The following is a 19,572-nucleotide window of genomic DNA, read 5'->3' as shown; positions in this document are numbered from 1 at the left end:
TGAGGTGCTAGTGCCCTTTATCGGGCGTGGGGGTTCAAGTCCCCCCTCGGACACAGACGCGGAGATGCGGGTCGGGATCACCCCGGCCCGCATCTCCGCTTTTCGGCATCCCCCGGTCCCGCCGTCAGACCCCTGCGGAAGCCCCGTCGGTGCCGGCCACCAGCACCTGGACCGCCTTGTCCGCGGCCGCCCGGTAGACGACGGAGGCCAGCTCGGAGGAGACGTCGCCCGCCTGGAAGTACCAGAAGGTGAGGACGGCGGGGCCGATCCGCTCGACGGCGAGGTAGCCGTTGAGCAGGATGCCGTCGAGGGCGCCGTCCATCCGCACCGCCGTGGCGCCGATCCCGCCGAAGCGCACCGGCGTCAGCGTGAAGGTGACCGCGGTGGCGCCGCTCTCGAGGGTCAGCTCGTGGCAGTTCCGGAGCGCCTCGCTCACCCGGCCGTGGTCGTCGGCCAGGGCCTGCTGCTCCTCGGCGAGCAGGGACTCCCCGACGTACGGGCTGGACTCGAACGTGGTGAACTCGGCCTGCTCGTGGACGGCCCCGGGCCGGGGCGCGCCCTGGCCGTTGAGGATCGCGGTCACCAGCGGGCAGCCGCCCGTGGCCGAGTCCCCGGACCCGCTCGCCGGGAGCGACTCGACGAAGGCCGGGCCGAGGTCCTCGACGCTGAGCAGCGCGTTCCTGAGGTCATCCGAACTCGGCACCGCCGAGGCCGAGGACGAGGGATCGCCGGGCGAGGGCGGGGAGGACACCGCGGCTCCCGGAGTCGGGGCGGGGCCGCCGCCCGACCCGCCGCAGGCGGTCCCGCCCGCCACGACCAGGGCCAGCAGCGGGGCTGCCAGCAGCCTCGCCCGCCCGGGCCTGGCCGGCCGTGAGGCCGTCCGCAAGGCATGCATCAGGGCCCCTTCCGAAAGGTCGCGCCCCTGCCCTGATGGTCGCACCGCCCGCACACGACTGCCCTCCGGCCGATCCGATCGTGGCCGGGGCGGGCCCTACGCCGGTCGGCGGTCCAGCCGCTGCGCCCGGCCCGCCCGCGGCCGACGCTGGAGTGATCGACGCCGGTCAACGGCGCCCCACGGACGGAGGAGCCATGACCGAGCCCGCCACGCCGGCCGAACGCACGGAGCGCGGCAGGTCGGTGCGCAGTGTGGTGCCCCGTTCGTCCCACGGCCTGCTGCCCTTCTCCGAGGGCCGGCCGGACCCGGTGACGCTGCTCCGGCGGCAGGCGGTGACCCGGCTGCCCGAGCTCGTCCCGTTCCGGTACGGGCGGATGGCGGTGTCGCCGTTCGCCTTCCTGCGCGGCGCCGCGGCGGTGATGGCGGCCGATCTCGCGCTCCAGCCGCACACCGGGCTGACCGTGCAGCTCTGCGGCGACGCCCACCTGCTGAACTTCGGCGTGTTCGGCTCGCCGGAGCGGGCGCTGCTGTTCGACCTCAACGACTTCGACGAGACGCTGCCGGGCCCCTTCGAGTGGGACGTGAAGCGGCTGGCCGCCAGTCTGGCGGTGGCCGCCGGGTCGATCGGGGCCAAGCAGGGCCAGGCGCGCGAAGCGGCCCGGGAGGCCGCCCGGGTCTACCGCGAGTCGATGCGGCGGCTGGCCGGCCTGGGCGAGCTCGCCGTCTGGTACGAGCGGATCGACACCGCCGAGATCCTGCCCCTGCTGCGCGGCGGGGAGCGCCGCCGGGCCGAGGGCAGGCTCGCCGCGGCGCGGCGCCGGGACAGTCTGCACGCCGTCGCCAGGCTGACCGAGGTCCGCGGCGGGCGCCGCCGGATCGTGGCCCGGCCGCCGCTGATCACCCGCATTCCGGCACCGGACGCCGAGACCGTGCACAGCATCCTGAACGGCTACCGGGAGAGCCTGCCGGAGGAGCGCCGCGGCCTGCTGGACCGCTTCCACTTCATCGACGCCGCCGCCAAGGTCGTCGGGGTCGGCAGTGTGGGCACCCGCTGCTTCGTGGTGCTGCTGGAGGGGCGGGACGAGGAGGACCTGCTGGTGCTCCAGCTGAAGGAGGCGGAGCGGTCCGTCCTGGAGGAGCACCTGCCGTCCGGTCCGCACGACCACCACGGGCACCGGGTGGTGGCCGGCCAGAAGCTGATGCAGGCGGCGAGCGACATCTTCCTCGGATGGACCAGCGGACCGGACGCCCGGGCGCGGCACTTCTACTGGCGGCAGCTGCGCGACATGAAGGGCTCTGCGGAGATCGAGGCGATGTCGCCGGGCCTGCTCGCCCGGTACGGCGCCCTGTGCGGGACGGCCCTGGCCCGGGCGCACGCCCGTTCCGGCGACCGGGTGGCCATCGCCGGCTACCTCGGCAGCGGCGCGGTCTTCGAGGAGGCGATCGCCGACTTCGCGGTGCAGTACGCCGTCCGCAACGCCGCCGACCATGCGCGGCTGGTCGAGGCGATCGCCTCCGGCGCGGTCGAGGCCGCCTCCGAAACATGACAGGCCGCCACATCCACCACTCCGTCAGCTGAGCGGACGTCACCGGTCGGACGGTCACGAGTGGCGGGCCACCTGGGGCGGACCTAGCTTCGGTGGGGCGGAGACTCCCTGCGTCGCCGTGCCCCCGCACACCTCCCCACACCCGCTCTGCCCCACACAGCGCGCACCCCACCGCACCCCCACCGCACCCCCACGCGCCCGAGAACCCCCGCACTCCCGGCAACCCCACGCACCCCGCGGCCCCCGCGCGGCCGGGCCCGGAGAACGCCTGGCCCGGCCGTCCGCACCCCCACATCCGGGCCCCGATCCCGGGGCCCGCCCGACCCCCGTACCCCGGAAAGCAGGCCACCGTTCCATGTCCAAACGTCGGACCCACTACCTCGCGGGCGGCGTCGCCGCCCTCGTCGCGAGCCTGGGGGCGGTCCCGCCCGCCCATGCCGCGACCTCCCTGCACACCGTCTACCCCGGCCAGTCGATCCAGGCGGCGGTGGACGCGGCCGCCCCCGGCGACACCGTCCAGCTGATGGCCGGCACGTACCACGAGAGCGTCCTGATCAACCGCTCCGACCTCACCCTGCGCGGGACCGGCGACTCGACCGTCCTCGTCCCGGACCCTGCCCAGACCGGGAACGCGTGCGCCACCGCCGGCCACGGCATCTGCGTGGCCGGCACGGACACGGAGAAGGTGAAGAACGTCCGGATCAACTCGCTCACCGTCTCCGGCTTCCCGAAGAACGGCATCGACGCCTCCAACACCGACCACCTGCGGATCGTCGACGTCGGCGCCCACCACAACGGCAACCAGGGGATCAGCCAGGAGAAGTCGATCCGCGCCACGCTGACCGGCAACGAGGCCACCGACAACGTCCAGGCCGGCATCTTCCTGGCCAACTCGATCGCGCACGAGGGCGGCGCGATCGACACCCAGGGCACGGTGATCCGCGGCAACCGCCTGGAGGGCAACCGGATCGGCGTGGTCGTCCGCCGCGCCCGCGAGCTGACCGTGGACGCCAACGACATCAGCGGCAACTGCGGCGGCGTCTTCGTGGTCGGCGACGAGGGCGTGCCGAAGGCGGGCGCGCTGACCGTGCGCCGCAACTACATCCACGAGAACAACAAGTACTGCCCGCCGAACCCGCGGCTGGCGTTCATCCAGGGCACCGGCATCCTCTTCACCGGCGCCGAGGACTCCCTGGTCACGGAGAACCAGATCGAGGGCAACCGCGGCGACTCGCCGATGTCCGGCGGCATCGTGCTGTTCGCCAGCGTGGTGGGCACCCCGAACAACCGGATCACCGTCACCCGCAACGTGCTGAGCGACAACGGCCCGGCCGACCTGGCCGACCGCGACACCGGCGCGGACAACACCTGGTCCCGCAACACCTGCAGGGTCTCCGAGCCCGCCGGCCACTGCTGACCGCCGCCGGCCGGCCGGCGGCCCGTCGGACGACCGCACCGCAGACCACCACCTCCCCCGGGCACCCAGCCCCCGCACGAAAGGCGGTTCCATGTCCGCCAGCGCCCAGTCCCCCTCCCCGCCCGCGGCGATGCGTCTGCGCGAGCTCGTCTTCGGCGCCGCCTGCGCCGCGGCCGTCCGTGCCGCGGCCTCGCTCGGCGTCGCCGACGCACTCGGCGAGAACCCGGCCCCCGTCCGCGACCTGGCCGCCGCGCTGAAGGTCGAGCCCAAGCCGCTGCGCCGGCTGCTGCGCGCCCTCGCCAGCTACGGGATCTTCACCGAGACCGACAACGACCGCTTCGCGCACACCGACATGTCGCGGATGCTGCGCGAGGACGCCCCCAACAGCCTGAAGTACATCGCCCTGTGGTGCACCGAGCCGTGGACGTGGGAGGCCTGGCCCCGTCTGGACGAGGCCGTCCGCACCGGCCGCAACATCTTCCCCGAGATGTTCGGCAAGGAGTTCTTCCAGTACCTGCACGACGACGCCGGCGAGTCCGCCAGGGTCTTCGACAAGGCGATGAGCAGTTCCAGCCGGCAGTCCGCGGCCGACCTGGTGGCGTTCCTGGACGACCTGTCCGGCGTCTCCAGCGTGGTCGACATCGGCGGCGGCCAGGGCCTCGCGCTGGCCGGCCTGCTGGAGAAGCACCCGCACCTGCACGGCACCCTGCTGGACCTGCCGCAGGTGGTCGCGGACGCCGATCCGCGGCTGCGGCCGGGCGGCTCGCTGGCCGACCGGGCCCGGCTGGTGCCCGGCGACTGCCGGGTGGACATCCCGGTGAAGGCCGACCTCTACCTGATCAAGAACATCCTGGAGTGGGACGACGAGTCCACCCGCCGCACCCTGGCGAACGTGGTGGGCGCGGCCCGCCCGGGCGCCCGGGTCGTCGTGGTCGAGAACCTCGTCGACGACAGCCCCTCGATGCGGTTCACCACCGCGATGGACCTCCTGCTGCTGCTCAACGTCGGCGGCGCCAAGCACACCCGGGAGAGCATGCTCGGGCTGATGTCCGAGGCCGGCCTGCGGGTCGACGAGGTCCGCCCGGTCAACCCGTACCTGCACGCCTTCGAGAGCGTCGTCGAGGGCTGATCCCCGCCCCGCACCGAGGCCCGCCGGCAGAGCGCCGGCGGGCCTCCTCGTGCGCCCGACGCAAGCCGCCGCCGCGAGCCCCCGCCGATCCCGGAGCGGCCCGGCACAGCCGCCCGGCACGGCTGCCGGGCACGGCGCAGCGTCAGGGCGCCGGTCCGACGGGTGGTCGGCCGGCGCCCTGGCGCTCTTCGACGGGTCAGCCCGCGGGCCGCTCCCAGCGGTAGAACTCGCGTGCCATCGCGTCCTTCGGCTCCCGCCAGGTTGCGGGGTCGTACGCCTGGACGTGGGCGGTGAGCCGCTCGCTGACGAGGCGGAACTCCGGGTGCTTCACGTGCTGGGCGACGGACGGCCCGGGCGGCCGGTCCGCCTCGATGAGGTGCAGGTAGAGGTCCTCGAACTGGAACAGGCTGCGGCCGGTGACGCCGATCAGGTGCGGCAGTTCGCCGCGGTCGGAGTCGGCGAAGATGCCCGCGATGTCGTCGCCGGAGCCGGGCCGCATCCGGGCGACGATGAGCGAGCGGTACGTCCCGCTCACCGCACGCCCGCCCGCAGTTCGACCTTCTCCTTGATGAGCTCCATCTGGATCCGCGAGTTGCGGTTGATGTGGTTGGTCATGCCGTGGTCGTCGACCGGCGCGGTGGGCTTCATCGCGAAGTCCTGGACCCAGCGCATCAGCGTGCCGCCGGGCCGCTCGGAGTACTCCCACCGGATGTTCATGAACTCGAACGGGCCGGGCTCCACCCGGCGTGCCCTGACGGTCAGCCCCTGGCGGTCGGTCTCCCGCTCGGAGACCCAGCTCCAGACGGTGCCGTTCTCGTCGGGGTGCATGGTCAGCCGGAAGGTCGTCTTCGGGCCCTCGCGGTCGATCACCTCGACGGAGGCGTACTCGCTGAACAGCTGCGGCCAGCCCTCCAGGTCGTTGGTGACGTCCCAGACGAGGTCGATCGGGGCGTTGATGAGGATCTCGTTGTCCGTGTGGCCGGGCATGGTGTCAGGCTCCCGTCGTGGCAGAGGCGTTGACGGCGTCGAGGAAGTCCTGCGGGGTCTTGGACATCTCCGCGCCGGGGGTGATGGGCAGGGCGTACTTGTTCTCGAGCTCGCCGACGATGCCGAGCAGCGCGAGGGAGTCGACGCCGAACTCCTCGAAGGTGGCGCCGGGCCGCTCCAGGTCGACCGGGTCGACGCTGATGCCGGCCCGGCCCTTGATGAGCGCGGCCAGTTCGCCGTGGGTGAGGGCGTGGGTCATCGGGTTCTCCTGTGTTCGGGGAAGGGCCGGTCAGGACGGCCGGGCAGCGCCGGCGCGCAGCACCAGGGCCGCGTTCGAGCCCATCAGCCCGCGGCTGAGCACCAGGGCGGTGCGCAGCTCCGCGGTGCGACCCCGGCCGCGGACCAGGTCGAGGTCGTACGCCACCTCGGTGACGTTGGGCGTGGGCGGGACGAAGCCCTGCTCCATGGCCAGGACGGCCGCGGCGGCGTCCAGCAGCGGGGCGCCGCAGTAGGCGCGGCCGGTGCCGGTCTTGGGCGCCGTGACGGGCACCCGTGCCGCGTGGCCGCCGAGGACGTCGGCGATGGCCCGGGCCTCGGCGAGGTCGGCCTCCGGGACGCCCAGGGCGTCGGCGAAGACCACGTCGACCTCGTCGGGGGCGCAGCGGGCCTGTTCGAGTGCGGCCCGGATGGCGTGGGCGAGGCCCTCCCGGGACTCGGCCCAGCGCGACGCCCCGGTGAAGGTGGCGGCGTGCCCGGCGAGTTCGGCCCGGATGCGGGCGCCGCGGCGGCGGGCGGCCCGTTCGTCCTCCAGGACGAACATGGCGCCGCCCTCGGCGGGGACGAAGCCGCACGCCCGCCCGGTGAACGGGAGGTAGGCGGTGGCGGGGTCGTCGTCGAGGCTGAGCTCGGGGTAGCCGAGCTGGCAGACCATCGAGTACGGGGCCAGTGGTGCCTCGGCGCCGCCGACGACGACCGCGTCGGCGCCCCTGGATATGGTGCGCGCCGCGTGCGCCAGCGCATCCAGGCCGCCGGCCTCGTCACTGGCCACCACGGCGCAGGGCCCCTTGAAGCCGCCGCGGATGGAGATCTGGCCGGTGCTGGCGGCGTAGAACCAGGCGATCGACTGGTACGGGCCGACGAACCGGGGGCCGTCGCCCCACAGGTTCTGCAGCTCGCGCTGGCCGAACTCGCCGCCGCCGGAGCCGGCCGCGGTGACGACGCCGGTGGCGAACGGCGAGTTCTCGTCGGGCCGCAGCCGCGCGTCCTCGAGGGCGAGGTCGGCGGCGGCCATGGCGTAGTGGGTGAACCGGTCGGTCTGGACGAGGTAGCGGCCCTCGACGGCGGCCTCCGCGTCGAAGCCGCGGACCTCGCCGGCGACGCGCAGCGGCAGCTGCCCGCAGCCCTCGCGGGTGATCGGGCCGATGACACTGGCACCCTCACGGGTGGCCTTCCAGAAGTCGTCGGCGCCGACACCGTTGGGCGCGACCACCCCGATGCCGGTCACCACCGTCCGCCGGTCGGGCGGGTCGGAGGTCATGTCCGTGCCCCCTCTCTGCTGAGGACGACCGCGGACTGGAAGCCTCCGAAGCCGCTGCCGACCGAGAGCACGTGCCGCAGCGGCAGCTCACGGGCGGTCTTCGGCACGTAGTCCAGGTCGCACTCCGGGTCCGGGGTCTCGTAGTTGGCGGTGGGCGGCACCACGCCGTGCTTCAGCGCCAGGGCGCAGGCGACCAGTTCGATGGCGCCGATGGCGCCGAGCGAGTGGCCGACCATCGACTTGATGGAGCTCATCGGCGTTCCGTACGCGTGGGCGCCGAGCGAGCGCTTGACGGCGGCCGTCTCGTGCCTGTCGTTCTGCTTGGTGCCGGAGCCGTGCGCGTTGACGTAGTCGACGTCGTCGGCGTTCACCCGGGCATGGGCGAGCGCCTTGTCGATCGCCTCCGACATCTCCCGGCCCTCCTGGGTGAGGCCGGTCATGTGGTAGGCGTTGCCGAAGGTGGCGAAGCCGCCGATCTCGCAGATGATGCGGGCGCCGCGGCGCCGGGCGTGCTCGTACTCCTCCAGCAGGAGCACGGCGCCGCCCTCGCCGAGGACGAAGCCGTCCCTGGTGGCGTCGAACGGCCTGGAGGCGTGCTCCGGGTCGTCGTTGCGCGCCGAGGTCGCCTTGATCGCGTCGAAGCAGGCGACGGTGATCGGGGAGATCGGCGAGTCCGAGGCGCCGGCGATGCAGACGTCGACCCGCCCGTCCTCGACGGCCTGCAGGGCGTAGCCGACGGCGTCGAGCCCGGAGGTGCAGCCGGTGGAGACGGTCTGCACCGGGCCGTGCGCGCCGGCCTGTTCGGCGACGGCCGAGGCGAGCGTGGCGGGCGTGAAGGCCCGGTGCAGGTGCGGCCCGGCGCCGCGGTGGTCGACGTCCCAGCGGGCGCCCTTGGAGCTGACGCCCACGTAGTCGTGTTCCAGCCGGGTGGTGCCACCCACCGCGGTGCCGAGCGACACCCCGATCCGCCAGGGGTCCTCGGCGGCGAGGTCGAGCCCGGCGTCGCGGACGGCCTCCGCGGCGGCGGCCAGCGCGAACTGGATGTACCGGTCGCAGCGGGCCACCTCCTCGGCGTCCAGGCCCGCGGCGTACGGGTCGAAGTCGCACTCGCCGGCGATCCGGGAGCGGAATCCCGCCGGGTCGAAGAAGGTGATGCCGCGGGTCGCGGTGCGTCCGGCGGTGAGGAGCTCCCAGAACGCGGGAACGCCCACCCCTCCGGGGGCGACGACGCCTAGCCCGGTGACCACCACCCGCCGGGTCATGAAACGGCCTCGGCCGGTTCCGGCGGCGCCGGGGCCTCCTCGGTGTCGACGTGGCCGAGCTCGGGCCGCGGTGCGAGCGGGCCGAGGTGGAAGACCAGGCGGGCCTCGGTGGAGCCGACGTTGCGGAACCGGTGCTTCATGTTCATCGGGATCAGCAGGCCGTGGTCGGGGCTGAGCCGGAAGGGCTCGCCGTCGAGGTCGACCTCCAGCTCGCCCTGGACGACGAGGACGAACTCCTCGGAGTAGGGGTGGTAGTGCTCGGCGATCCGGTCGCCCGGCTGCACGATCGCCAGCCCCATGAAGCCGCTCGTGGCACCCACCGTCGTCGGGGTGAGCATGGCGCGCAGGTCGCCGCCGCGTCGGGTGTTCGGCGGCGCGTCGTCGACGTGCACGATGCGTGGGAACTTGGTGGTCATGGTTGCTTCTCCAGAGGGCTTTGCAGGGATGGGAGTTGAGGGGCGTGCGGCGCCGCTGCCGGCCCGTCGGCGCCGGTCAGACGCTCTGGGAGGAGCGGTCGGTGACCGCCTGCATGGTGCAGTCGGCGAGCAGCCGGCCGATGCCCGCCGCGGACCGCAGGTCGTGCTGCTCCTCGAGCTCCAGCAGGCGGGCGAGCACCCCGGCGGCGCGCGGGCCCGCGATGCCGAGGGCGGCCGCGGGGTCGACGTCGGCCGGGCCGGCGAAGTCGAGCACCCGGACGACCACGTCGTCGCGGTGGAAGATGGTGCTCGCCACGAGGCGCGAGCCCTCGTCGACCGCCTGGCGGTCCTGACGGGCCAGCAGGCCGACCACCGAGGCGCCGCAGCCGGACTTCACCGGGTAGCGCAGCGCGTACCGCTGGACGGGGGCGGTCGGTGCGTCCGGGGAGGCGACGCGGTGCACGGCGGGCAGCGCGGCCCGCATGAAGAAGGCGCGGGCGGACTCGGGGTTGCCGAGGTCGCGGGCCTCCTCCAGATACGGGTTGATGGCCTCCTCGACCGCGCGGACCTCGGGCTGCTGGGCGACGTGGCGCAGCGCGGCACCGAGGTCGCCGGCGACCTCGACGGCGCGGACGACCCGGTTGCCCTGCATGAAGAGCGAGGTGCGCAGCAGCCGCGTCCGCTCGTCGACCTGGGCCTTGGGCGAGGTGTAGCCGGAGAGGATCCCGGCGACCTTCTTCTCGCTGCCGGGCTTGACCGTGAAGGTGAGGGCGTGTCGGACGACGCCGTCGGAGACCGGTGCGGCGAAGTCGTAGGTGTGGTCGCCGGCGGTCTCCCGCATGATGCTGAAGCGCAGCGAGCGGGTGTCGCGGACGCAGCCGTGCAGCGGCTTCACCATCTCGCGGTGCGCCTCGCTGTCGACCCAGGAGAGGAAGGGCTGGGCGCTCTCCCACTCGCTGGTGATCAGCCACTGGGACGGGTCCTCGATGGACTGGCAGAGCTGGTCGCTGACGTGGCCGGGAACGGCGGCGACCTGGTGGCGGAGCTGCTCATAGGCCGTCAGGAAGCGTTCCTGGGCGCCGTCCATGACGTCGCACATGAGGACGACGCGCAGGCGCGGGACGGCGAGCGCGGCAGGGTGGGCGTCGGTCAGGGGTTCGGTGAGGGTCGTCATCATCACTCGTCTGCTCGAAGGAAGGGGTCGCTGCGCGGCCGCGGTGCAGCGGCGGCCGGCCGCGGGTGTGGGGGATCGGACGGCCGCCCCTCGGCGGGGCTCCGGCCGGTTCGGTCGCTCGCCCGGCCCGGTGTCGGTGACAGCGGGCCCGGACGTGGTCCGGTCACGAGGACTGAGCTCGATCGTGGCGGTCCGTCACCGATCGTGCGAGGGCAGGAACCCATCCGAGCGAAAAGGCGCGGCCATGGGCGCAACCGGCCGCGCGGGCACGCACGGGTGGCGGGGACATTGGAAGCCGGGCCCTTCGAACGACTGGAGTCACAGATGAACCCAACCGCCGACGGCCGGCTGCCCGTCCTGATCGTGGGCGGCTCCCTGGTGGGGCTGTCCACCTCGCTGTTCCTCGGAAGGCTGGGGGTGCGGCACCTGCTGGTGGAGAAGCACGCCGCCACCTCGCACCACCCCCGCGGACGCGGCAACAACGTGCGGACGATGGAGCTGTTCCGGGTGGCGGGCGTGGAGTCCGCCATCAAGGAGGCCGCCTCGGTGCTGGCGGAGAACCACGGCATCCTGCAGGCCGACACCCTCTCCGGCGACGACCAGGAATGGCTGTTCAAGGAGATCGACCCGGGCGGCGCGCTGAAGAAGTTCAGCCCCACCGGCTGGTGCCTGTGCAGCCAGAACGACCTGGAGCCGGTGCTGCTCCAGCACGCCCGCACGATGACCGGCGACATCCGCTTCGGCACCCGGATGGTCTCCTTCGAGCAGGACGCCGACGGGGTGACGGCGGTGCTCCGCAACCGGGAGACCGGCGAGGAGGAGACTGTCCGGGCGCAGTACCTGGTCGCGGCGGACGGGCCGCGCAGCCCGATCCGTGAGCAGCTGGGGATCGGGCAGACCGGCCCCGGCGACCTGTTCCACAACGTCAGCATCACCTTCCGGTCGAAGGGGATGGCCGACGTGGTGGGCGAACGGCGCTTCATCGCCTGCTACCTGACCGACCCTCGGGGCGCGGGCGCCCTGCTGCCGGTGGACAACCGGGAGCACTGGGTGTTCCACGCTCCGTGGCACCCGGAGAACGGCGAGGCGCTGGAAGAGTTCACCGACGCGCGGTGCGCCGCGGCCATCCGGGCCGCCGCCGGCGTGCCGGACCTGGACGTGGAGGTCACCGGCCGGGCGCCGTGGCACGCGGCGCAGCGGGTCGCGGAGCGGTACTCGGTGGGCCGGGTGTTCCTGGCCGGCGACTCCGCCCACGAGATGTCGCCGACGGGCGCGTTCGGCTCCAACACCGGCATCCAGGACGCCCACAACCTGGCGTGGAAGCTGGCGGCGGTGCTCGGCGGCTGGGCCGGCCCGGGGCTGCTGGAGTCGTACGGGCGGGAGCGCCGACCGGTCGCGGAGGCGACCAGTGCCCGGGCCACGGCGCGTTCGGCGGAGCACAAGCACCCCGGGTACGACGTGACGCCGGGCAGCGGGCGGCAGAGCAACGTGCTGTCGGTGGTGCTGGGTTACCGCTACCCGCTGGGCGCGGTGGTCGGTGCCGACGCGGACGGCCCGGCGGTGCCGGAGCGGCTGGCGGCGGACGGCTCCCCGGGCAGCCGGGCGCCGCACGTGTGGCTGCGGCGGGGCGGGGTGCGGATCTCCACCCTGGACCTGTTCGAGAAGGTGCCGGTGCTGCTGGCCGGGCCGGCCGCCGATGCCTGGCACGAGGCGGGCGAACTGGCCGCGAAGCGGCTGGGGGTTCCGCTGGCGGGCTACCGGGTCGGTGCGGAGCTGGAGTTGGAGCCCGAGGAGGGCGCCGACTGGGCCGGCACGTACGGCGTCGGTGCGGACGGCGCCGTGCTGGTCCGCCCGGACGGCTTCGTGGCCTGGCGCTCGGCGGGCACCACGGGCGCCCCGGAGGCCGTCCTGACGGCGGTGCTGAAGGAAGTGCTGTCCCTGGGCTGACGGGCAATCCGTAGGGGCGCGGAGAACTGCGCGGTTCGGGAGCAGGCCACCGTACGGACTCGGGGCGAACCCTGGTTCGTACGGTCACCCGCCTCCGGATTGCGCAGTTCCCCGCGCCCCTGACGTGCTGCCCCCTGATGTCGTGGCCCCCGGTGGCACAGCCGGTCTTCGGCTGAGATGGCTGGGCCACCACATGTGGCGGTCGAGGTCCATGGTGAGGGCGGTGACGAGGACGGAGCGGACGACGAGGGTGTCCAGCAGGACGCCGAGGGCGACCGCGAAGCCGATCTCGGCGAAGCCCACGATCGGCAGGGTGCCGAGGACGCCGAAGGTGGCGGCGAGGATCAGGCCGGCCGAGGTGATCACGCCGCCGGTGGCGGCCAGGCCGGCGACCGCGCCGGCTCTGGTGCCGCGGTGCAGCGACTCCTCCCGGACCCGGGTCATCAGGAAGATGTTGTAGTCGATGCCCAGGGCCACCAGGAAGACGAAGACGAACAGCGGGAAGGCGTTGTCCTCGCCCTCGAAGTGGAAGCCGTGGGTGAAGACGAAGGCGCTGATGCCGAGCGCGGCGGTGTACGAGAGGACCACGGTGGCGATCAGCACCAGTGGGGCGACGACGGCGCGCAGCAGTACCGCAAGGACGGCCAGCACCACGGCCAGCACGATCGGGATGATCATGCGGTTGTCGTCCCCGGCTGCGCGCCCGGCGTCGAGGACGACGGCGGTGTTGCCGCCGACCTGGGCGTCGGCCTGGGGCAGGGCGTGGACATTGGCCCGGACGCGGTCGACGGTGTCCTTCGCGGCCTGGCTGTCCGGCGGGTCGTCGAGGGTGGCCTGGAAGAGCGCCTGGTCGCCCTTGACCAGGTAGGGGGTGGCGCCGGCGACGCCCTCGGTGGCGGTGGTGACGGTTCTGACCTGTTGGGCGTCGGCGGCCTTGCTGATCACGGTGAGCGGGGCGCCGGTGCCGCCCGGGAAGTGCTCGGCGAGGACCTGCTGGCCGACCACCGAGTCGGGCTTGCCGGTGAAGGTGCCGGCGGTGCTCAGGCCGGTGGCGTTCAGCGAGACCAGGCCGATGCTGCAGATGGCGAGTGCCACCGCGGTGCCGATCCACACCTGGCGGGGGCGGCGGTCGATCCAGGTGCCGATGTGCGCCCAGCGGCCGGTGCGGGTGGGTTCGGGGGTGCCGTACGCGGGGCGCACCGGCCAGAAGACCCAGCGGCCGACGATCACCAGCGAGGCCGGCAGCAGGGTGAGCATGGCGGCCAGTGCCACCAGGACGCCGATCGCGCAGACCGGGCCGAGGCCGCTGGTGGAGTTCATCTCGGCGACCATCAGGCACAGCATGGAGGCGACCACGGTCGCCGAGCTGGCCAGGATCGCCGGACCGGCCCGGTGCAGGGCGAAGGCCATCGCCTCGTGCCGGTCCTCGTGTCTGCGCAGTTCCTCCCGGTAACGGGCGGTGAGCAGCAGGGCGTAGTCGGTGCCCGCGCCCAGGACGAGGACGATCAGGATGCCGGCGCTCTGCGCGTTGACGGTCAGGCCGGCGTGTGCGGCCAGCAGGTAGATGACGGCCTCGGCGACGAACAGGGCGGCCGCGGCCGACAGCAGCGGCAGCAGCCACAGCACCGGGCTGCGGTAGGTGAGCAGCAGCAGCACGATCACCACGGTCACGGTGGCGAACAGCAGGGTGCTGTCGATGCCCTCGAAGGCCTCGGACTGGTCGGCGCCGATGCCGGCCGGGCCGGTGACGTGGGTGGACATGCCGTTGCTGTTCTCGGCGGCGGTTTCGCGCAAGCTGTCGACCGCGGACGGCAGGTCGCGCCAGCCGCCGGTGCCGATGTCGACCGGCACCACGGTCTGCATGGCCTTCCCGTCGGCGGAGACCTGCGGGCCGATGACGGGTCCGCGCACGTGCGGGGCGCCGGCGAAGGCCGCGGCGTCCTCGGCCGCCTCGGCCCGGTCGGCCGGGGTGATGCCGCTGTCGCGCTGGTAGACGACCACGGCCTGGGCGATGTCGACGGGGAAGAAGACGCGCTGCTCGTTCAGCACCTGGGTGGACTCGGCGTTGCCGGGCAGCCAGCTGCTGGCCTCGTTGTCCTCCGCGTCGGTGAGCTTGCCGGCCAGCGGGAAGGCGACGACCAGCAGTACCAGCCAGAACGCCAGCACCACCCACTTGGCGCGCCTGCCGCACGGCAGTGCGGCAAGCCTTGCGGACGGGCTCATCGGGTACCCCCTTGCGGGCCCTCGGCTGCTCCCTCGGCCGCACCCGGTGCCCCGGCGTGCGGGGCGCACGGCCTCTCCCAGCATGCCACCGGCGCGCGGTCGGTGACGGATCGGGCGGCCGGCACCGGTACGCCCGCCGAGCGCCGGCGAGGTCTATCGTGTGGCTCATGAGCTCACACTTCGACGTCGTGGTCCTGGGTGCGGGCCCGGGCGGATACACCGCCGCGGTCCGGTCCGCGCAGCTCGGGCTTCGCACGGCGGTCATCGAGACCAAGTACTGGGGCGGCGTCTGCCTGAACGTCGGCTGCATCCCGTCCAAGGCCCTGCTGCGCAACGCCGAGCTGGCGCACATCTTCACCAAGGAGGCCAAGACCTTCGGCATCAAGGTCGAGGGCACGGTCAGCTTCGACTACCGCGAGGCGTTCCTGCGCAGCCGCAAGGTCGCGGAGGGCCGGGTGGCGGGCATCCACTACCTGACGAAGAAGAACGGCATCACCGAGTTCGACGGCTGGGGCACCTTCGTCGACGACCACACCCTGCAGGTCTCGCTGACCGCGGGCGGCGTCGAGACGGTGACCTTCGACCACTGCATCATCGCGGCGGGCGCCACCACCCGGCTGCTGCCGGGCACCTCGCTGAGCGAGCGGGTCGTCACGTACGAGGAGCAGATCCTCAGCGACACCCTGCCGGAGAGCATCATCATCGCGGGCGCCGGCGCGATCGGCGTCGAGTTCGCGTACGTGCTGCACAACTACGGCGTGAAGGTGACGATCGTCGAGTTCCTCGACCGGGTGGTGCCGCTGGAGGACGCGGAGGTCTCGGCGGAGCTGGCGAAGCGGTACAAGCGGCTCGGCATCGAGGTGCTGACGTCGACCCGGGTGGACGCGATCGACGACTCCGACCCGAACGCCAAGGTGCGGGTGACCGTCACGCAGAACGGCGTGCAGAAGGTGCTGGAGGCCGACAAGGTGCTCCAGGCGATCGGCTTCGCGCCGCGCACCCAGGGCTACGGCCTGGAGAGCACGGGGGTGAAGCTGACCGAGCGCGGTGCGATCGCCGTGGACGGCCGCAGCCGCACCAATGTGCCGCACATCTACGCGATCGGCGACGTCACGGCCAAGCTGATGCTGGCGCACGCGGCCGAGTCCATGGGCGTCATCGCGGCGGAGACCATCGCCGGCGCGGAGACCATGGAGCTGGACTTCGTGATGATCCCGCGGGCGACGTACTGCCAGCCGCAGATCGCCAGCTTCGGCTGGACGGAGGCGCAGGCCCGCGAGCAGGGCTACGACGTCAAGGTGGTGAAGTTCCCCTTCACCGCGAACGGCAAGGCGCACGGCCTCGGCGACGCGGCCGGCTTCGTCAAGCTGATCAGCGACAACAAGCACGGCGAGCTGCTCGGCGCCCACCTGATCGGCCCCGAGGTCACCGAGCTGCTGCCGGAGCTGACGCTGGCCCAGCAGTGGGACCTGACGGTGCACGAGGTGGCGCGCAACGTGCACGCCCACCCGACGCTCGGCGAGGCGGTCAAGGAGGCCGTGCACGGCCTGGCCGGACACATGATCAACTTCTGATCGACCGCCGCGGCACTCTCCGCGGCCGGCGGTGACGGTCCACCGGGCCGCCACCGCCGGCCGCCGGCGCAGCCCGTACCCTGGGCGCGGACGGGTGCCCGCCGCGCCCGCAGGACACGGGGGTGCGCGTGGGCGACGAACGGGGTCTGACCGCCGGCGAGCTGGTCGAGCTGCTGGCCGACCCGGGCAGTTTCCGCTGCTGGGACGAACCGGTCGCCCACCCGGGCGCGGACGACGCGTACGAGGCCTCCCTGGCGAAGGCCGCGGCCCGCACCGGCCTGGACGAGGCGGTCACCACCGGCCGGGCGCTGCTGGACGGCGTGCCGGTGGCCCTGGTCGCCTCCGAGTTCGGCTTCCTCGGCGGCTCCATCGGGGTGGCCACCGCCGAACGGATCACCCGCGCGGTGGAACGGGCCACCGAGGAGCGCCTGCCCGTGCTCGCCCTCCCGGTCTCCGGCGGCACCCGGATGCAGGAAGGCTCCGCGGCCTTCCTGTGCATGGTCCGCGTCACCGCGGCCGTCCAGGCCCACCAGGCGGCGGGCCTGCCGTACCTCACCTACCTGCGCAACCCCACCATGGGCGGGGTGTTCGCCTCCTGGGGCACGCTCGGCCACGTCGTGCTCGCCGAGTCCGGCGCCCGGCTGGGCTTCCTCGGCCCGCGCGTCTACGAGGAGCTGCGCGGCGTCCAGCTGCCGCCCGGCGTCCAGCGCTCGGAGACCCTCGCCGCCCGCGGCCTGGTCGATGCCGTCCTGCCGCCCGAGGAGCTGCGCGAACGGGTGCTGCGCGTGCTGTCCGCGCTCGGCTCCCGGCCCGTCCGCCAGCCGCAGCCGGCCGCCGACCGCCCGGCGGGCACCACCGCCGACGCCTGGGACTCCGTCCGCCGCACCCGCCGCGCCGACCGGCCGGGCGCGCGCGAGCTGCTGGACGCCGCCACCGACGAGTACGTGCTGCTGGGCGCGCCCGGCGGCGAGAGCGGGGCACTCGTCCGGGCACTGGCCGTGTTCGGGCGCAGCCCGGCCGTGGTGGTCGGGCAGCAGCGCGGCGGGGACCGCCCGTTCACCGCGGCCGACCTGCGGGCCGTCCGGCGGACGGCGCGGACGGCCCAGCAGCTGGGCCTGCCATTGGTGACCGTGGTGGACACGGCCGGCGCGGAGCTGTCCGTCCAGGCCGAACTCGACGGCATCGCCATCGAGATCGCGCACTGCCTCAGCACCCTGACCTCGCTGCGCACACCGGTGCTGGCGGTGCTGCTCGGCCAGGGCTCCGGCGGCGGGGCGCTGGCACTGCTGCCCGCGGACCGGGTGATCGCCGCCGAGCACTCCTGGCTGGCGCCGCTGCCGCCCGAGGGCGCCTCCGCGATCGTCCACCGGGACGGCGACCACGCCGCCGACCTGGCCCGCGCGCAGGGGATCGGCGCCTACGACCTGGCGGCGGTCGGCCTGGTCGACGAGGTCGTCCCCGAGCACCCCGACGCCGCCGACGAGCCCGCGCCCTTCGGCGCCCGCATCGGCCGGGCCGTCGCACTGGCGCTGGGCGCGCTGGCCGACGTCCCGGTCGAGCAGCGGCTCGCCGCGCGGGCGGCCAGGAACCGGCGGCTCGGCGACCGGCGGGCCTCGGACGGCTGACGGGCGCCGGGTGCACGTCAGGCGCGGGAAGCGGTCAGAGCAGTCCGCCGAGGGTGGCGACGGCCTTGGACGCGGAGGCCGCGCCCTCGAGCTCGCGGACCACCCCGTGCAGGTCCTTGATCCGCTTGGTGGCGTGCTCCTGGAAGGCGTCGGCGGCCGAGCCCGTCCAGTGGACGGAGTGCCGGGCGCGGTCCAGCTCCTCGGCGATCCGGCCGACCTCCGCGGCCAGCGCCTCCAGCTCCTCGCCCAGCTCGGCGAGCTCGGCGTCGGCGAGCAGCCGGCCGATCCCGTCCAGGATTCCCATCGTCAACCCCCGTCGTTCGGAACACTCCTGTTCGACGGTCAGCTTAGACCGACCGGACCGGACAGGAGTTCGCTCGGTTCGCCGCTGAACACCACCTGCCCGCGCCGCAGCACGTGCACCACCCCCGCACCGGCCAGCGTCCCCGGCAGCGACTGGGCCGCCAGCACCACCGTCAGTCCCTCGTCCGCCGCCTCCAGCAGCTGCCCGTGCAACCTGGCCGCCACCGACGGCGCCAGCCCGCGGTCCGGCTCGTCCAGCAACAGCAGCCGCGGCCCGGCCAGCAGCGCCCGGCCGAGCGCCACCATCTGCTGCTGGCCGCCCGAGAGCGTGCCCGCCCGGCGTGGCAGCAGCGGCACCAGCTCCGGGAAGTACGCCTCGACCGCGGCCGCCCGCGGGCCCAGGTTCTCCGCCACCGTGAGGCTCGCGAACACCGCCCGCTCCGCCGGCACCAGCGCCAGCCCCTGCCGCGCACGGCGGTACGCCGACAGCGCGGTCACGTCCCGGCCCGCCCACAGCACCCGCCCGGCCGCCGGCCGCACCGCACCGGCCAGCGTGTGCAGCGCAGTCGTCCGGCCGGCGCCGTTGCGTCCCAGCAGAACCGTCACCCGGCCCGCCGGACACGCCAGGTCGACCCCGTGCAACGCCTCCAGCAGCCCGTACCGCACCCGGACCGCACGCAGCTGCACCTCGACGCTCATGCCTCGCCCCACGCACCGGCGACCCGCGGGTCGGCCAGCACCTCCGCCGTCGGGCCGCTCGCCAGCACCCGGCCCTGCGCCATCACACAGACCGTGTCCGCGAGCCGCCCGACCAGCTGCACGTCGTGCTCCACCAGCAGCAGCGCCACGCCCTCCGCCGCGAGCGCCCGCAGCACCGAGCCCAGCCGGGCCGCCTGCGACAGGTCCAGGCCCGCGGCGGGCTCGTCCAGCAGCAGCACGCTCGGCGCGCCCGCCAGCGCCCGGGCCAGCTCCAGCAGCCTCAGCGCACCGGTCGGCAGCCGGTCCGCCGGCCAGTCCCGGACGGCGTCCAGGCCGAACAGCCGCAGCGCCCGGTCGGTGGCCTCGCGGGCGGCCCCTCCGCCGCGGGCGGGCAGGCCGAGGAGGCCGCGGACGGTGCCGCCGGGGCCCTGCTCGGCGCCGAGGCGGGCGTTCTCGCCGACCGTCAGGCCGGGGAAGACGGCGATCTGCTGGAACGTCCGGGCCAGGCCGAGGCGGGCGCGGGCGTGGTCCGGCAGCCGGGTGACGTCGCGGCCCGCCAGGAGGACGCGGCCCGCATCGGGGCGGGCGGCCCCGGACAGGCAGTCGAAGAGGGTGCTCTTGCCGGCGCCGTTCGGACCGACGAGGGCGGTGATGCGGCCGGGAGGGACCTCCAGGTCGACTCCGTCGACGGCGGCGATGCCGCCGAAGCGGCGGACGAGGCCTTGAGCGGTGAGGCCGGTTGGGAGGGAGGACATGGGTGGGCCTTGGTTCGTACGGGTGACCGGACCGGGGTTGCGCAGTTCGCCCCCGGCCTCCGGCCGGGAGGTGCCCCCAGCG

At 74.0% G+C, this 19,572-nt stretch carries 18 protein-coding genes; 6 read left to right on the top strand and 12 right to left on the bottom strand.

Going from position 1 to position 19,572, the window contains the following annotated elements; translation table 11 throughout:
* Window positions 1-124: 124 nt before the first annotated feature.
* Window positions 125-895, bottom strand: coding sequence for a hypothetical protein (locus AB0M03_RS06715; RefSeq protein ID WP_363489168.1), 771 nt, complete (start codon window positions 893-895; stop codon window positions 125-127).
* A gap of 194 nt (window positions 896-1,089) precedes the next feature.
* Between AB0M03_RS06715 and AB0M03_RS06710 the strand changes: the two genes are divergently transcribed.
* From AB0M03_RS06710 to AB0M03_RS06700, 3 genes are all read left to right on the top strand, one after another.
* A complete protein-coding gene (locus AB0M03_RS06710) occupies window positions 1,090-2,442 on the top strand; it encodes a DUF2252 domain-containing protein (RefSeq protein WP_363489166.1) in 1,353 nt (450 codons plus the stop codon).
* A 355-nt stretch (window positions 2,443-2,797) separates the two neighbouring features.
* Window positions 2,798-3,859: a right-handed parallel beta-helix repeat-containing protein gene (locus AB0M03_RS06705; RefSeq protein ID WP_363489164.1), complete on the top strand. Its 1,062-nt coding sequence runs from the start codon at window positions 2,798-2,800 to the stop codon at window positions 3,857-3,859.
* A gap of 91 nt (window positions 3,860-3,950) precedes the next feature.
* Window positions 3,951-4,988, top strand: coding sequence for a methyltransferase (locus AB0M03_RS06700; RefSeq protein ID WP_363489162.1), 1,038 nt, complete (start codon window positions 3,951-3,953; stop codon window positions 4,986-4,988).
* A 196-nt stretch (window positions 4,989-5,184) separates the two neighbouring features.
* On the opposite strand, the gene AB0M03_RS06695 is transcribed toward AB0M03_RS06700, so the two are convergent.
* The 7 genes from AB0M03_RS06695 to AB0M03_RS06665 all read right to left on the bottom strand — a co-directional run bounded on the left by AB0M03_RS06695 (window position 5,185) and on the right by AB0M03_RS06665 (window position 10,364).
* The gene (locus AB0M03_RS06695) at window positions 5,185-5,523 is read right to left on the bottom strand and encodes a TcmI family type II polyketide cyclase (RefSeq protein WP_363489160.1); all 339 of its coding nucleotides are present in this window, start codon (window positions 5,521-5,523) and stop codon (window positions 5,185-5,187) included.
* On the bottom strand, window positions 5,520-5,975 hold the full coding sequence (locus AB0M03_RS06690; protein WP_363489158.1) for an SRPBCC family protein: 456 nt from the start codon (window positions 5,973-5,975) through the stop codon (window positions 5,520-5,522). The genes AB0M03_RS06695 and AB0M03_RS06690 overlap by 4 nt, the downstream gene beginning before the upstream one ends.
* A 4-nt stretch (window positions 5,976-5,979) precedes the next feature.
* Window positions 5,980-6,234 (bottom strand): acyl carrier protein, encoded by a 255-nt coding sequence (locus tag AB0M03_RS06685; protein ID WP_363489156.1) that lies wholly within the window; start codon window positions 6,232-6,234, stop codon window positions 5,980-5,982.
* Between the two features lie 30 nt (window positions 6,235-6,264).
* The gene (locus AB0M03_RS06680) at window positions 6,265-7,512 is read right to left on the bottom strand and encodes a beta-ketoacyl synthase N-terminal-like domain-containing protein (protein ID WP_363489154.1); all 1,248 of its coding nucleotides are present in this window, start codon (window positions 7,510-7,512) and stop codon (window positions 6,265-6,267) included.
* The gene (locus AB0M03_RS06675) at window positions 7,509-8,774 is read right to left on the bottom strand and encodes a beta-ketoacyl-[acyl-carrier-protein] synthase family protein (RefSeq protein ID WP_363489152.1); all 1,266 of its coding nucleotides are present in this window, start codon (window positions 8,772-8,774) and stop codon (window positions 7,509-7,511) included. The genes AB0M03_RS06680 and AB0M03_RS06675 overlap by 4 nt, the downstream gene beginning before the upstream one ends.
* Window positions 8,771-9,190, bottom strand: a complete 420-nt coding sequence (locus AB0M03_RS06670) for a cupin domain-containing protein (RefSeq protein ID WP_363489150.1) — start codon at window positions 9,188-9,190, stop codon at window positions 8,771-8,773. The genes AB0M03_RS06675 and AB0M03_RS06670 overlap by 4 nt, the downstream gene beginning before the upstream one ends.
* Window positions 9,191-9,266: 76 nt before the next feature.
* A complete protein-coding gene (locus AB0M03_RS06665; protein WP_363489148.1) occupies window positions 9,267-10,364 on the bottom strand; it encodes a SchA/CurD-like domain-containing protein in 1,098 nt (365 codons plus the stop codon).
* 324 nt (window positions 10,365-10,688) lie between these two features.
* Between AB0M03_RS06665 and AB0M03_RS06660 the strand changes: the two genes are divergently transcribed.
* Window positions 10,689-12,311, top strand: a complete 1,623-nt coding sequence (locus AB0M03_RS06660; protein ID WP_363489146.1) for an FAD-dependent monooxygenase — start codon at window positions 10,689-10,691, stop codon at window positions 12,309-12,311.
* A gap of 84 nt (window positions 12,312-12,395) precedes the next feature.
* Here the strand turns inward: AB0M03_RS06660 and AB0M03_RS06655 are convergent, their stop codons facing one another.
* Window positions 12,396-14,534 carry an MMPL family transporter gene (locus tag AB0M03_RS06655; RefSeq protein WP_363489144.1) on the bottom strand — a complete coding sequence of 713 codons (2,139 nt, stop codon included), beginning with the start codon at window positions 14,532-14,534 and terminating at the stop codon, window positions 12,396-12,398.
* Between the two features lie 167 nt (window positions 14,535-14,701).
* Here AB0M03_RS06655 and lpdA point away from each other — a divergent pair, with 167 nt between their 5' ends.
* Window positions 14,702-16,108: a dihydrolipoyl dehydrogenase gene (gene lpdA / locus AB0M03_RS06650; protein ID WP_363489142.1), complete on the top strand. Its 1,407-nt coding sequence runs from the start codon at window positions 14,702-14,704 to the stop codon at window positions 16,106-16,108.
* A 128-nt stretch (window positions 16,109-16,236) separates the two neighbouring features.
* Complete coding sequence (locus AB0M03_RS06645) at window positions 16,237-17,733, top strand: carboxyl transferase domain-containing protein (RefSeq protein ID WP_363489140.1); 1,497 nt, start codon at window positions 16,237-16,239, stop codon at window positions 17,731-17,733.
* Between the two features lie 34 nt (window positions 17,734-17,767).
* On the opposite strand, the gene AB0M03_RS06640 is transcribed toward AB0M03_RS06645, so the two are convergent.
* Genes AB0M03_RS06640 through AB0M03_RS06630 form a run of 3 tightly spaced genes read right to left on the bottom strand, consistent with a single transcriptional unit; the run spans window position 17,768 to window position 19,490 of the window.
* Entirely contained in the window at window positions 17,768-18,037 is a 270-nt protein-coding gene (locus AB0M03_RS06640; RefSeq protein WP_363489138.1) for a hypothetical protein, read from the bottom strand.
* 38 nt (window positions 18,038-18,075) lie between these two features.
* Complete coding sequence (locus AB0M03_RS06635) at window positions 18,076-18,735, bottom strand: ATP-binding cassette domain-containing protein (RefSeq protein WP_363489136.1); 660 nt, start codon at window positions 18,733-18,735, stop codon at window positions 18,076-18,078.
* Complete coding sequence (locus AB0M03_RS06630) at window positions 18,732-19,490, bottom strand: ABC transporter ATP-binding protein (protein WP_363489134.1); 759 nt, start codon at window positions 19,488-19,490, stop codon at window positions 18,732-18,734. The genes AB0M03_RS06635 and AB0M03_RS06630 overlap by 4 nt, the downstream gene beginning before the upstream one ends.
* Between the last annotated feature and the right edge of the window lie 82 nt (window positions 19,491-19,572).

It is taken from the genome of Kitasatospora sp. NPDC051914, assembly GCF_040680995.1.
Lineage (GTDB): Bacteria > Actinomycetota > Actinomycetes > Streptomycetales > Streptomycetaceae > Kitasatospora.
This window is presented reverse-complemented; position numbering and strand designations above follow the sequence as displayed.

What these genes read in the sequence shown, in the direction of transcription:
- AB0M03_RS06660 (WP_363489146.1), top strand. Translation starts at nt 10,689, where the DNA reads ATGAACCCAACCGCCGACGGCCGGCTGCCCGTCCTGATCGTGGGCGGC.
- AB0M03_RS06715 (WP_363489168.1), bottom strand. Translation starts at nt 895, where the DNA reads ATGCATGCCTTGCGGACGGCCTCACGGCCGGCCAGGCCCGGGCGGGCG.
- AB0M03_RS06635 (WP_363489136.1), bottom strand. Translation starts at nt 18,735, where the DNA reads ATGAGCGTCGAGGTGCAGCTGCGTGCGGTCCGGGTGCGGTACGGGCTG.
- lpdA (WP_363489142.1), top strand. Translation starts at nt 14,702, where the DNA reads ATGAGCTCACACTTCGACGTCGTGGTCCTGGGTGCGGGCCCGGGCGGA.
- AB0M03_RS06690 (WP_363489158.1), bottom strand. Translation starts at nt 5,975, where the DNA reads ATGCCCGGCCACACGGACAACGAGATCCTCATCAACGCCCCGATCGAC.
- AB0M03_RS06630 (WP_363489134.1), bottom strand. Translation starts at nt 19,490, where the DNA reads ATGTCCTCCCTCCCAACCGGCCTCACCGCTCAAGGCCTCGTCCGCCGC.
- AB0M03_RS06680 (WP_363489154.1), bottom strand. Translation starts at nt 7,512, where the DNA reads ATGACCTCCGACCCGCCCGACCGGCGGACGGTGGTGACCGGCATCGGG.
- AB0M03_RS06700 (WP_363489162.1), top strand. Translation starts at nt 3,951, where the DNA reads ATGTCCGCCAGCGCCCAGTCCCCCTCCCCGCCCGCGGCGATGCGTCTG.
- AB0M03_RS06675 (WP_363489152.1), bottom strand. Translation starts at nt 8,774, where the DNA reads ATGACCCGGCGGGTGGTGGTCACCGGGCTAGGCGTCGTCGCCCCCGGA.
- AB0M03_RS06685 (WP_363489156.1), bottom strand. Translation starts at nt 6,234, where the DNA reads ATGACCCACGCCCTCACCCACGGCGAACTGGCCGCGCTCATCAAGGGC.
- AB0M03_RS06655 (WP_363489144.1), bottom strand. Translation starts at nt 14,534, where the DNA reads ATGAGCCCGTCCGCAAGGCTTGCCGCACTGCCGTGCGGCAGGCGCGCC.
- AB0M03_RS06705 (WP_363489164.1), top strand. Translation starts at nt 2,798, where the DNA reads ATGTCCAAACGTCGGACCCACTACCTCGCGGGCGGCGTCGCCGCCCTC.
- AB0M03_RS06710 (WP_363489166.1), top strand. Translation starts at nt 1,090, where the DNA reads ATGACCGAGCCCGCCACGCCGGCCGAACGCACGGAGCGCGGCAGGTCG.
- AB0M03_RS06670 (WP_363489150.1), bottom strand. Translation starts at nt 9,190, where the DNA reads ATGACCACCAAGTTCCCACGCATCGTGCACGTCGACGACGCGCCGCCG.
- AB0M03_RS06640 (WP_363489138.1), bottom strand. Translation starts at nt 18,037, where the DNA reads ATGGGAATCCTGGACGGGATCGGCCGGCTGCTCGCCGACGCCGAGCTC.
- AB0M03_RS06665 (WP_363489148.1), bottom strand. Translation starts at nt 10,364, where the DNA reads ATGACGACCCTCACCGAACCCCTGACCGACGCCCACCCTGCCGCGCTC.